The sequence below is a fragment of the Arthrobacter sp. SLBN-53 genome, from assembly GCF_006715585.1.
Lineage (GTDB): Bacteria > Actinomycetota > Actinomycetes > Mycobacteriales > Mycobacteriaceae > Mycobacterium > Mycobacterium neoaurum_A.
The window spans coordinates 5,336,807-5,348,834 of the sequence record NZ_VFNN01000001.1 but is presented as its reverse complement, the minus strand read 5'-3'; the positions used below and the strand labels follow the sequence as shown (position 1 = coordinate 5,348,834).

Annotated in this window: 14 protein-coding genes; 4 read left to right on the top strand and 10 right to left on the bottom strand. The window is 68.1% G+C overall.

The genetic code is table 11. From position 1 onward, the window contains the following. Positions 1-229 precede the first annotated feature (229 nt). Positions 230-1,099, top strand: a complete 870-nt coding sequence (locus FBY28_RS25595; protein ID WP_141869932.1) for a PAC2 family protein — start codon at positions 230-232, stop codon at positions 1,097-1,099. 87 nt (positions 1,100-1,186) lie between these two features. On the opposite strand, the gene FBY28_RS25590 is transcribed toward FBY28_RS25595, so the two are convergent. The 8 genes from FBY28_RS25590 to FBY28_RS25555 all read right to left on the bottom strand — a co-directional run bounded on the left by FBY28_RS25590 (position 1,187) and on the right by FBY28_RS25555 (position 7,625). Beyond that, positions 1,187-2,068, bottom strand: a complete 882-nt coding sequence (locus FBY28_RS25590; RefSeq protein ID WP_141869931.1) for an SDR family oxidoreductase — start codon at positions 2,066-2,068, stop codon at positions 1,187-1,189. A 21-nt stretch (positions 2,069-2,089) separates the two neighbouring features. After that, complete coding sequence (mshC, locus tag FBY28_RS25585) at positions 2,090-3,328, bottom strand: cysteine--1-D-myo-inosityl 2-amino-2-deoxy-alpha-D-glucopyranoside ligase (RefSeq protein ID WP_141869930.1); 1,239 nt, start codon at positions 3,326-3,328, stop codon at positions 2,090-2,092. Between the two features lie 103 nt (positions 3,329-3,431). After that, the gene (locus FBY28_RS25580) at positions 3,432-4,229 is read right to left on the bottom strand and encodes a 3'(2'),5'-bisphosphate nucleotidase CysQ (protein WP_286178474.1); all 798 of its coding nucleotides are present in this window, start codon (positions 4,227-4,229) and stop codon (positions 3,432-3,434) included. Between the two features lie 51 nt (positions 4,230-4,280). Then, the gene (locus tag FBY28_RS25575; RefSeq protein WP_174241751.1) at positions 4,281-5,117 is read right to left on the bottom strand and encodes an Rv2133c family protein; all 837 of its coding nucleotides are present in this window, start codon (positions 5,115-5,117) and stop codon (positions 4,281-4,283) included. After that, positions 5,101-5,688, bottom strand: coding sequence for an Rv2134c family protein (locus tag FBY28_RS25570; RefSeq protein ID WP_141869929.1), 588 nt, complete (start codon positions 5,686-5,688; stop codon positions 5,101-5,103). Before FBY28_RS25570 ends, FBY28_RS25575 begins: the two co-directional genes overlap by 17 nt. 33 nt (positions 5,689-5,721) lie before the next feature. Beyond that, positions 5,722-6,405, bottom strand: a complete 684-nt coding sequence (locus FBY28_RS25565; protein ID WP_141869928.1) for a histidine phosphatase family protein — start codon at positions 6,403-6,405, stop codon at positions 5,722-5,724. 25 nt (positions 6,406-6,430) lie between these two features. Continuing rightward, a complete protein-coding gene (locus FBY28_RS25560; RefSeq protein WP_141870463.1) occupies positions 6,431-7,261 on the bottom strand; it encodes an undecaprenyl-diphosphate phosphatase in 831 nt (276 codons plus the stop codon). A gap of 52 nt (positions 7,262-7,313) precedes the next feature. Beyond that, entirely contained in the window at positions 7,314-7,625 is a 312-nt protein-coding gene (locus FBY28_RS25555) for a hypothetical protein (protein ID WP_141869927.1), read from the bottom strand. A 108-nt stretch (positions 7,626-7,733) separates the two neighbouring features. On the opposite strand from FBY28_RS25555, the gene FBY28_RS25550 reads away from it, so the two are divergent. Genes FBY28_RS25550 through FBY28_RS25540 form a run of 3 tightly spaced genes read left to right on the top strand, consistent with a single transcriptional unit; the run spans position 7,734 to position 10,050 of the window. Then, positions 7,734-8,747 (top strand): YncE family protein, encoded by a 1,014-nt coding sequence (locus FBY28_RS25550; protein ID WP_141869926.1) that lies wholly within the window; start codon positions 7,734-7,736, stop codon positions 8,745-8,747. Next, positions 8,744-8,986: a DUF5703 family protein gene (locus FBY28_RS25545; protein ID WP_141869925.1), complete on the top strand. Its 243-nt coding sequence runs from the start codon at positions 8,744-8,746 to the stop codon at positions 8,984-8,986. Before FBY28_RS25550 ends, FBY28_RS25545 begins: the two co-directional genes overlap by 4 nt. 11 nt (positions 8,987-8,997) lie before the next feature. Then, on the top strand, positions 8,998-10,050 hold the full coding sequence (locus FBY28_RS25540) for a quinone-dependent dihydroorotate dehydrogenase (RefSeq protein WP_141870462.1): 1,053 nt from the start codon (positions 8,998-9,000) through the stop codon (positions 10,048-10,050). Between the two features lie 12 nt (positions 10,051-10,062). Here FBY28_RS25540 and FBY28_RS25535 read toward each other — a convergent pair whose 3' ends face one another. Both FBY28_RS25535 and FBY28_RS25530 read right to left on the bottom strand, forming a co-directional pair. Continuing rightward, on the bottom strand, positions 10,063-10,596 hold the full coding sequence (locus tag FBY28_RS25535; protein WP_141869924.1) for a YbhB/YbcL family Raf kinase inhibitor-like protein: 534 nt from the start codon (positions 10,594-10,596) through the stop codon (positions 10,063-10,065). Positions 10,597-10,612: 16 nt separating this feature from the next. Then, entirely contained in the window at positions 10,613-11,944 is a 1,332-nt protein-coding gene (locus tag FBY28_RS25530) for a M20/M25/M40 family metallo-hydrolase (RefSeq protein ID WP_141869923.1), read from the bottom strand. Positions 11,945-12,028 lie beyond the last annotated feature (84 nt).

The following is a 12,028-nucleotide window of genomic DNA, read 5'->3' as shown; positions in this document are numbered from 1 at the left end:
ACCAGGGCCTTGTCGGCAACCACGCGGCAATCATGATCAACGCGATTGCCGCCGAACATATTTCGTCTCGACGGGCTCGCCGACGACGGTGTCGGCAACCATGGGAACAGGGTAATCGGGCCCGTCAACCGGGTTCGGCCCCCGCCCGAGCGCACGCAGGCGACCGATGCCCGCTCGCCACGCGGCCCAGCAGGACTCATGACCGCCGGTCAGGGCTTACGCTGGCAGAGTGACACCGTCGGATGCGAGTGGTCCCCGCCTGCCGAACCTGCAGAACACCGTCATCGTCGCGGCCTTCGAGGGCTGGAACGACGCCGGTGATGCGGCCAGCGGTGCGCTCGAACACCTCGACTCCATCTGGGAGGCCGAGACCATCGTCGAGATCGACGACGAGACGTATTACGACTACCAGGTCAATCGCCCGGTGATCCGGCAGATCGACGGCGTGACCAGGGAGCTCGTCTGGCCGTCGATGCGCATCTCGCACTGCCGCCCACCCGGCAGTGACCGCGACATCGTGCTCATGCACGGCGTCGAACCCAACATGCGGTGGCGCACGTTCTGCGCCGAGTTGCTGGCGATCGCCGACAAGCTGAACGTCGACACCGTGGTGATCCTGGGTGCGCTGCTGGCCGATACCCCGCACACCCGTCCGGTCCCGGTCTCCGGTGCCGCCTATTCCGCCGACTCGGCCAAGTTCTTCGGTCTGGAAGAGACCCGCTACGAGGGACCGACCGGGATAGCCGGAGTGTTCCAGGACGCCTGCGTGCAGGCCGGGATACCCGCGGTGACGTTCTGGGCGGCGGTGCCGCACTACGTGTCACAACCGCCGAACCCCAAGGCCACCGTGGCGCTGTTGCGCCGGGTCGAGGATGTGCTCGACATCGAGGTGCCGCTGGCCGACCTACCCGGTGCGGCCGAGGAGTGGGAACAGGCCGTTACCGAGATGACCGCCGAGGACGACGAGATCGCCGAGTACGTGCAGTCCCTTGAGGAACGCGGGGACGCCGAGGTCGATATGAACGACGCGCTCGGCAAGATCGACGGGGATGCGCTGGCCGCGGAGTTCGAGCGGTACCTGCGGCGCCGAGGCCGGTAGGCCGGTCTACCCATTCTTTCGGCCCAGTGGCCACTTATGACACGCGTTCTCGCTGCTCGCGTGCAGTAACCGGCCACTCGGCAGGGTTCAGGGCTTCTCCAGCGCCTCGATCCGCGCGCTGACCGACCGACCCAGTGCGGCGGCCTCGGCATCCAGGCGTGGCAGCAGTTCCGGGGTGAATGTGCGGATGTCGCGTTCGGCGAGCGGGCTGGACACCAGTGGCCGGATCCAGCGGAACGCACCGACCCACCGCGGGCAGTAGATCCGCTTCTTGCGGCCCTCGATGCCCTTGACGAAGGCTGCCCCGCACGCCTCGACGGTGGTGGTCCGATTCAGCGGGGGCATCAGTTTGGACAACATCTCCCGGAACGCCGACAGGTCGGCCTTGGCATCCTGCACCAACGGGGTGTCGATCCAGCTCATGTGCGCAGAGCCGACGTCCACGCCGTGATGGGCGACCTCCAGGCGCAGGGTGTTCGCGAAGTACTCCGCACCGGCCTTGGACGTGTGATAGGCCGCCAGGCCCGGCGCCGAGGTGAACGCGGCCAGTGAGGACACCACGAGGACGTAGCCCCGCCGCTCGATGATCGAGGGCAGCGTCGCCCGCACGGTGTTGAACACGCCCATGATGTTGATGTCGATGACGCGTCTGAAGGCCTCGGGATCGACGGCGAGCACCGAGCCGAAGCTGGCGATACCCGCGTTGGCGAGCACGATGTCGATACCGCCGAAATGTGCCACGGCGGCATCCGCGGCGCTCTGCATGGCCGCCAGATCGCGGACGTCCGCCAGCACCGTCAATACGTGGGCATCACCACCAAGTTCGGTGGCCAGGTCGTCCAGCGGCGCCGCATCGAGATCGGTGAGCACCAACTTGGCGCCCTTGCGGCGCAACCTGCGGGCCACCTCGGCGCCCACCCCGCGCGCTCCCCCGGTGATGAAGACGACCTTGCCGTGCAGTGAGCTCATGGCCGCCAACCTACTCGGCGGTTACAACCGCACTCCCAGCAACGCATCGACCAGATCGGCAAGCAGTCGCGGAGCCGTCGGATCGCTGCCGCCGTAGGTCAATGCGTCGGTACACCAACCATCAATGGCGGCAATGGCTTTCGGGGTGTTCAGGTCATCGGCGAGGTAACCGCGGACCCGGCTCAGCAGATCGGTGACATCGGGACCTGCCGGTAGCGCGGCGGCTGCCCGCCACTGCTGCAGCCGGGTCTGGGCCTGTGCCAGGACGTCGTCACTCCAGAACCGGTCCTGCCGGTAATGACCGGCGAACAGCCCCAGCCGCACCGCGGAGGGATCCACCCCGTCGGCGCGCAACCGCGAGACCAGCACCAGGTTGCCGCGGCTCTTGCTCATCTTGTGGCCGTCCCAGCCGATCATCCCGGAGTGCACATAGTGCCGGGCGAAGCGCCGCTCGCCACTCACGGATTCGGCGTGTGCGGCCGAGAACTCGTGGTGCGGGAAGATCAGGTCCGATCCACCGCCCTGGATGTCCAGGCCGGTACCGATACGGGTCAGCGCGATCGCGGCGCACTCCACGTGCCATCCGGGCCTGCCCGCACCGAACGGTGACGGCCAGCTGGGCTCCCCGGGACGTTCGGCACGCCACAGCAACGCATCGAGCGGATCGGCCTTGCCGGGACGCTCCGGGTCACCGCCTCGCTCGGCGAACAGCCGGGACATGGTCTCGTGGTCGTAGCCGGACTCGTAGCCGAACTGCCGGGTCGCGTCGGCACGGAAGTACACGTCGGGATACTGCGGGTCGTCGACGACATAGGCGGCCCCGGCGGCCAGCATCTTCTCGACGAGCTCGACCACCTCGGCAATGGCATCGGTGGCCGCCACGTAGTCGCGCGGCGGCAGCACCCGCAGGGCCGTCATGTCCTCGCGGAACAGCTGTGTCTCGCGGTCGCCGAGTTCGCGCCAGTCGATACCGTCGCGCTCGGCCCGCTCGAACAGCGGGTCGTCGACATCGGTGATGTTCTGGACGTAGTGCACCTCATGGCCGCCGTCCCGCCACACCCGGTTGACCAGGTCGAAGGTCAGATAGGTGGCGGCGTGCCCCAGGTGGGTCGCGTCGTAGGGGGTGATCCCGCAGACGTACATGGTCGCTGTGGGCCCCGGCGAAACCGGCCGCACCTGGCGGTCGGCGGTGTCGTAGAGCCGCAGCGCGACACCGGCGCCCGGCAATGTGGGAACGGTCGGCGCCGGCCAGGACTGCATGACGTCGACTCTAGGTTGTTGGCTCACCGGTGCCCTCCGTTGGATCTGCCTTTCGCCAGGAACCGACAAGCTGACGGGTCGGTTCATTCCCCGGCCGCATCCTCTAGAACGCCGACCGGATGGTGTCCAGCAAGGGGCCTGCCAGCTCGGGCCGGCACATCAGCAGATCCGGCAGGTAGGGATCGCGCCGGTTGTAGACCAGCGGCGCCCCGCCCAGCCGGGTGGCGTGCAGGCCGGCGGCCCAGAGCACACCGGCCGGGGCGGCCGAATCCCACTCCCACTGGCCTCCCGCGTGGATGTAGGCGTCGACGTCGCCGCGCACCACGGCCATCGCCTTCGCGCCCGCCGAGCCGATCCGGACGACCTCGACGTCCAAATGTTCACGCAACCACCACAGCACGGCCGGTGGGCGGTAGGTGCTGGCGGTGATCCGGATGGGCCCGTCGCGTCGCGGTGGCGGCGGGGTGACGGTGTCGGTGCGATACACCTGGTGCAGCGCGGGCAGGGCGACGGCGGCGTCGGTGATGGCACCGGGAACATCGGTCGCCGCCGAGGCGGCTCCGGTCGTGCCGTGCCTCTGCCACAGCGCGATGTGCACGGCCCAGTCGGCGTGCCCCGCCATCGAGTACTCGCGGGTGCCGTCGACGGGATCGACGATCCACACCCGGTCGGCATGCACCCGGGACAGGTCGTCGACGGCCTCTTCGGACAGCACGGCGTCACCCGGGCGAAGTTCGGCCAGGCGTTTCAGGATGAAGGTGTTGGCCCGGCGGTCGCCGGCGTCACCGAGTTCGTAGGAGTCGTAGAAACCGACCTCCTCGCGGACGGCCAGCAGCAGCTCCCCGGCTTCGGCGGCCACCATCGCGGCCACCTCGGCGTCGGTATGCGCGGCGAGAGTCACCGGACAAGTATCGCGGTGTGCCCAGGGCGCTGCCGGGTCGGGTACCCGCGGCTAGAAGGCGGGCCATGGGATCGGGCGGTGCCGATCCGGTGACGGCATCACGGGATCGTCAAGCAGCGCAGTGATTCTCGCGCCCAGCGCGGCCACTTCGGCGGGGGTCAGGTGTTCTTGCAGCTGGTCGGCCAGCCCGTCGCGTAACCGGACTCGCAACTGGTCGACGGCGGTCAGCGCGTCGTCGGGGACCGGCTTGCCCGCCCACCCCCACAGCACGGTGCGCAGCTTGTCCTCGGTGTGCAGGGTCACACCGTGGTCGACGCCACGGACCCGGCCGTCCACACCGGCGAGGATGTGCCCGCCCTTACGGTCGGCATTGTTGATCAGCACGTCGAACACGGCCATCCGCCGCAGCCGGTCATCGTCGGCGTGCACCAACAGCACGGGGTCACCGGACTGGTCATAGGCCTGCAGGATCGGCAGATAACCGGCGGGCACCTTGCCCGCAGGCACCAGGTCCACCAGGTCCGGACCGGCGTCGCGGTCATCCTCTGCCGGGTGGTCGGTCAATCCGTCGCCGGGCTGATCGACCCACACCTGCACCATCCCGATACCGGCAGGGCCGCCTCGAATGACGGTATGCGGCACGATATCCCAGCCGAGCGCTGCCGAGATCTGATAGGCCGCCCGCTCGCGGCCCGCCAGCGTGCCGTCCGGGAAGTCCCACAGCGGCGCCTCGCCGGCGACCGGCTTGTACACGCAATGCACGGTCCGCTCGCCGAGGGTGGACTCGCACAGGAACGTCGCGTTGCTCGCCGAGCGGATGCGCCCGAGAACGTTCAGCTCGCCGGTGGCAAGCAGTTCCGCGAGATCGGCATCAGAAGGGCGGTTCATCATCTGTCCCGCCGAAGGCACCGCGCCGATACCCGTTGGTGCGCACGCAGATATGGCCTTCGGGATCGAGCGGTTCGTCACACAGCGGGCATGGTGGCCGCCCGGCCGAGATGACCCGGTTGGACCGGGTCGCGAACTCCCGTGCCGATTCCGGGGTCAGGAAGACCCGGACCGCGTCGGGGCCCTCCTCGGCATCGTCGAGCACCACCGAGGCGTCGAACTCGGTGTCGGAGACGGCGAGCAGTTCGACCACGACGGTCTGCGCCTCGGCATCCCAGCCCAGCCCCATGGTGCCCACCCGGAACTCGGCATCCACCGGCATCTGGAGGGGTTGCAGGTCGTCGATCTCGCCGGTGTCGGGCGGGATGGGGGTGCCGAACCGGCGATTGATCTCCACCAACAGGGCGGTGATGCGCTCGGCGAGAACGGCCACCTGCTGTTTCTCCAGCATCACCGACACGATGCGTTTGTCGTGGACGGCCTGCAAGTAGAACGTGCGGTTCCCGGGCTGCCCGACGGTCCCGGCCACGAAACGGTCGGGTGAGCGGAAGACATGAATTGCGCGGGCCATGGCACCTTTCAAAATAGCCGGTAGCGGCCGGACTCAAGCGGTGGAGCCACCGACGACCGCGTCACCGGCGGGGGCGGCGTCCGGAGCGGCGTTCAGCGCGGCGGTCAATCCGTTGCCGGTGTGATTGACATGCAGCACGAACGGCCGCGTCTCGGTGTAGCGGATGACGCTCATCGACGCGGGGTCGGCCGTGATGCGCTGGAAGCTGTCCAGATGGGTGCCGAGCGCGTCGGCAAGCACCGACTTGATGACATCGCCGTGGGTACAGGCGACCCACAGCACATCGCCGCCATGCGTTTCCGACAGCCGCCGGTCGTGTTCGCGGATCGCCGCGACGGCGCGGGACTGCACCTGGGCCAGGCCCTCACCGTCGGGGAAGACCGCCGCGCTGGGTTGAGCCTGCACCACCTTCCACAACGGCTCTTTGAACAGTTCGGAGATCTTGCGCCCGGTCCAGCTGCCGTAGTCCACCTCGATGATCCGGTCCTCGACCACCGGCTCGATACCCAGGGCGGCGGCCAGCGGGGCGACGGTGGTCGCGCAGCGCAGCAGCGGTGAGCGCACGATCGCCTTGACCGGCAGTGCGCCGATCCGGGCGACCACCGCCTCGGCCTGCTCGCGCCCGGTGTCGTCGAGATCGACGCCGGCCGAGCGGCCGGCCAGGGTGTGCGCGGTATTGGAGGTGGATCGGCCGTGCCGCAGCAGGATGACGGTCACGGGCGGGCCCTTCGGGTCGGCGGCGTCATTTCGCGGCGAGTACTCCGGTACCCAGCAGGATCATCACGACGACGCCGAGGGTGACCCGGTACCCCACGAACCAGTACATGCTGTGGTTGACCAGGAACTTCAGGAACCACGCGACGGCGGCATACCCGACAACGAAGGCGATGACGGTGCCCAGCACGATCTGCGCGACGGTCGCGCTCATCCCGGTGTCCCCCGGCTCGAACACGTGGCTCAGTTCGTAGAGCCCGGAGCCCAACACCGCCGGGATGGCCAGCAGGAAGCCGAACCGCGCCGCGGCCTCGCGCTTCTGTCCGAGGAACAGCCCCGTACTGATCGTCACCCCGGAACGCGACACGCCAGGGATCAACGCGAGCGCCTGGGCCGAACCGATGAGCAGACTGTCGCGCAGCGTGAACTGTTCGATGGGACGGGTCTGTTTCCCGAAGTACTCCGCCGCGGCGATGACGAAGGAGAACACGATCAGTGCGGTGGCGATGACCCAGAGATTGCGGACGTCATCGCGGATGAAATGTTGCAGCGTGAAACCGAAGATCCCGATGGGGATGGTGCCGATGATGACCCACCAGCCCAGCCAGTAATCCGGGGTGCGCCGGTCGGGGTGCCGTAATCCGCCGAACCAGGCCGTGACGATGCGCCCGATATCGCGGGCGAAATAGAGCAGGACGGCCACCTCGGTACCGATCTGCACCACGGCGGTGAACGACGCGCCGGCGTCGGCGCCGAAGAACGCCTCGGACACGATCGCGAGGTGACCGGAAGAGGACACCGGGAGGAATTCGGTCAGCCCCTGGACGATCGCAAGCACGACGACCTGCAACCAGGACATCTCAGGCATGGACATCTCTCATCACGCGCACGACCGTACCGTGGGGGTCGGGTCAGCGCGTCGCGCGCACCGGCTCCGCTCCGGCGACGGCATCGCGCACGGTGGCCGCTACGCTGCGCTCATCGGCGAGATCGATATCTTTCAGACTGCGGGACGTGCGGGCGATGATGTCCTCGCTCTGCGGAACGGGACCGCTCAGCCGGGGCCGGTACACCTCGACGACCAGGTTCTGCCGGTCCTCGACGTGAAAGGAGAAGCTGCGGCCATCACCCAGGGTTCCGAACCCGCTGGCGTGCACGCCGGTCGAGACGTGCTCGATGGCAAACTCGTCTGCCGACAGTTCGGTCTCCGGAGCCAGTGCCATAGCTCGCACCATACCCACAAATTGACGGTTACGTCCCCATTGGCAAACTTTGCGCAAACTGCGAACACGAACGCAGGCGGAATGCGGAATCAGGAGTTTTGAAGGCCCATGACCACGAAATCCGTATTCCGGGTGCGTTCCCTCTCGGCATTGACACTGGCTGTCGGCGTCGTTTCCGCGTGCTCGTCGACGCCCGCCGATTCGCCACCACCGACCATTCCGGTTGCGACACCGGCCGTGTCGCCACAGGTCAGTGGTGCCGTCGACGGCGTCGTCAAGCCACTGTCGGCACCGGGAATCGCCGCCGTCTTCGATATCCGCACCTCCTCGGCGGTTGTGCTGGGCCCCGCCGACCGCCTGACCGTGGTGCCCGCCGACGGGCCGGCGCGCACCATCGCGCTGCCCTCGGCCGCGACCGCGATCACCGGTGACGGTTCCGGCGAGGTCTGGTTGTCCATCCGCGGTGGTTATGTACGGGCGAACGTCGCAGCCGGCGCCGCCACCCCGGTGGAGGTCAAGGACCACGCCGACACCGACTTCACCGCGATCGGCCGGCATGCCGACGGGACGCTGGTGCTCGGCGGCGCCGACGGCACGGTGTTCACACTGCGCTCCGACACCGAGGTCGGCACGAGCCTGAAGAACTTCGCGCGCGTCGATGCCCTTGTCACCCAGAACGATTCGATCATCGTCCTGGACCGCGGCCAGACCTCGGTCACCGAGATCGATGAGGGCGGGACCAAACCCGAGCAGGCGTTGCGCGCCGGCGAGGGGGCCACGTCGATGACCGTAGACCCCGCGGGACGGGTGCTGGTCACCGATACCCGCGGCGGAGCACTGCTGGTCTTCGGCACCGATCCGCTGATCCTGCGGCAGCGGTACCCGGTGGGCGAGGCACCCTACGGCGTGACCGGGTCGGCGAAGATGACCTGGGTGTCACAGACGGCGACCAACACCGTCATTGGCTACGATCTGGCTACCGGAATACCCGTTGAAAAGGTGCGTTATAGGACTGTGCAGCAACCCAATACCCTGGCCTTCGACGATGCCGGCGACACCCTGTACGTGGTCTCCGGTTCCGGTGCCGGGGTGCAGGTGATCAAGGGGGCGAGTAGGTCATGACGACGGTGGCACGCGGCAGGATGCCCGCAGGCTGGGCCGGTGACCTTTCCGAGGACTACGAATGGGTGCCGCTGCGCCTACCCCCCGATGTCACCCGATTGTCGGCGTCGGTGCGTTTGTCCATCGAGGCGCAGTATCGCGGCTGGGAGTTGACCAAGGTGCGGCTCTATACCGACGGAAGCAGGCGCGTGTTGTTACGCCGCAAGAAGACGACACTCGGAGAGCAGCCGGTCCTGTGATCTACCGCTTGATGCGGCGCGCGTTCTTCCTCGTCGCGCCCGAACGTATTCATGCCGTCGTGTTCGCGATACTGCGGCTGGCCACCTCCACCGCGTGGAGCCGTCGCGTCCTGTCGGCCAAGTTGGGCGCGTCGGACCCGATCCTGGCCAGCACGGTCGCCGGTGTGCGCTTTCCGGCGCCGCTCGGGCTGGCCGCCGGTTTCGACAAGGACGGGCACGGTTTGCAGACCTGGGGCGCGCTGGGCTTCGGGTATGCCGAGATCGGCACGGTCACGGCCCAGGGACAACCAGGAAATCCCGCACCGCGGATGTTCCGGCTGCCCGCCGACCGCGGTCTGCTGAACCGAATGGGCTTCAACAACCGCGGGGCGGCGGCGCTGGCCCGGCAGCTCGGCACGCACCGATCCGACGTACCGATCGGGGTGAACATCGGCAAGACCAAGACCACTCCAGCCGAGCAGGCGGTCGACGATTACGTCACCAGCGCACGACTGGTCGGCCCGCTGGCGTCCTATCTGGTGGTCAACGTCAGCTCACCGAACACCCCGGGGCTGCGCGATCTGCAGGCGGTCGAGTCGCTGCGGCCCATCCTGGCCGCCGTCCGCGAGGTCGTCACGGTGCCGGTGTTGGTCAAGATAGCGCCCGACCTGTCGGACTCCGATATCGACGATATCGCCGATCTGGCCGTCGAATTGGGCCTGGCCGGCATCGTCGCGACCAACACCACGATCTCTCGGGACGGCTTGCGGACCCCTGGCGTGGACGAGCTCGGCGCGGGCGGGGTGTCCGGTCCGCCGGTCGCCCGACGCGCCCTTGAGGTGTTGCGTCGGCTGTACGCGCGCGTGGGTGATCAACTGGTGCTGATCAGCGTCGGCGGTATCGAGACCGCCGAGGACGCCTGGGAACGCATCCTGGCCGGCGCATCGCTGCTGCAGGGCTACACCGGGTTCGTCTACGGCGGTGGGCTGTACGCCAAGCAGATCCACGACGGTCTGGCACGCCGACTGCGCGAGGGCGGGTTCGCCTCGCTGTCGGAGGCAGTCGGCGCTGAGACCCGCTTCTAGTTCTGTCTGCTTCTAGTTCTGTTCGTACGTGAAGTGCAGCACGGCCCGAGCGATGGCCTGACCGAAGAGGTTGAACCCGAGGAAGGCCGGCGTCGCGCCCTCGGGTAACTCCAGTGACTCCACCGGGAGCGCATGCACGGCCACGTAGTAGCGGTGCGGGCCGTGGCCGGCGGGCGGCGCGGCGCCCAGGAACCGCTTGAGTCCCGCGTCGTTGGTCAGCGTCACCGCGTTGCCGGGCAACGGATCGCCGTTACCGGCGTCGGCAGGCAGTGAGGTGACCGTGGCGGGCAGATCCGCGACGGCCCAGTGCCAGAACCCCGACAGCGTCGGTGCGTCCGGGTCATAGACGGTGACCGCGAAGCTGCGGGTCTCCTCGGGGAAGCCCGACCAGCTCAGCTGGGGTGAGACATCCTTGCCGCCCGCGCCCATGATGCCGCTGACCTGATCGTTGCCTGCGGGCTGGCCGTCGGTGAAGGTCTCCGAGGTCAGCTCGAAGGTCGGCAGTTGCGGCAGGTTGGCGTAGGGATCTGCGGGTGTTGCGGTCATATCGCCCCTCTTCTGGTCAGCAGTTGGTTAGGAAATGCTCGAGCACCTCGGTGCCGAACTGTAGTGCTTCGACGGGTACCCGTTCATCGACGCCGTGGAACAACGCGGCGAAATCCAGATCCGGCGGCAACCGCAGCGGGGCAAAGCCGAAACAGCGAATACCCAACCGCGAGAACGCTTTTGCATCGGTTCCGCCGGAGAGCATGTACGGCACGATCCGCGCTTCGGGATCGATGGCCAGCAGCGCGGCGTTCATCGCATCGACGAGATCACCGTCGAAGGTGGTCTCCACGGACGGCAGATCGCGTTCCCAGGTGCGCACCACGTCGGGGCCGATGAGCTCGTCGACCTCGCGTTCGAAGGCCTCCCGGCGCCCGGGCAGCACCCGGCAGTCGATGACGGCCTCGGCGGTCGCCGGGATCACGTTCGCCTTGTAGCCGGCCTTGAGCATCGTCGGGTTGGCGGTATCGCGCAGCGTGGCACCGACGATGCGGGCAATATCACCGAGTTTGGCGATGGTGCCGTCGAGATCGGGTGAGTCGATGTCGAATTCGTAGCCGGTCTCCTCGGCGACCGCCGCCAGGAACTGTGCGACCGGTTCGGTGAGCACCAGCGGGAACTGGTGCCTGCCGAGCTTGGCGACGGCTACGGCGACCGCGGTGACGGCGTTGTCCTGGTGCACCATCGAGCCGTGCCCGGCGCGGCCCCGCGCCGAGAGCCGCATCCAGGCGATGCCCTTCTCGGCGGTCTCCACCAGATAGAGCCTGCGCTCGCCGCCGTGCCGCGAGGGCACGGTCAGCGAGAAGCCACCGACCTCACCGATCGCCTCGGTGACGCCGTCGAACAGATCGGGCCGGTTGTCGACGAGCCACTGGGCACCGTAGGTGCCACCGTGCTCCTCGTCGGAGACAAAGGCGAAGATCAGATCACGCGGGGGCACGATGCCCGCGCGTTTGAAGTGGCGTGCGACGGCGATCATCATGCCGACCATGTCTTTCATGTCGACCGCGCCGCGGCCCCAGACATAGCCGTCCTTCACCGCTCCCGAGAACGGGTGCACGCTCCAGTCGGCCGGCTCGGCGGGCACGACGTCCAGATGGCCGTGGATCAGCAGGGCGCCGCGCGAGCGGTCCGCACCCGGCAACCGGGCGAACAGGTTGCCGCGGCCGGGGGCGGCCTCGACGTACTCGGTGGTGTAGCCGACCTCGCGGAGGCGGTCGCCCACCCACTGCGCGCAATCCGCCTCGCCCCGCGTGGTCGCCGGATCTCCGGTGTTGGAGGTGTCGAAACGGATGAGGGTGCTGACGAGGTCGACCACCTCGTCGGCGGCGCTGGGCTGGACGGTCACAACCCCATTCGTACCATCGCCGGTGCCCGCCCGGACAGGGTGGCGCACCGGCGCCGACGGGCTGGTTTGGGTCCGACCGCCCCT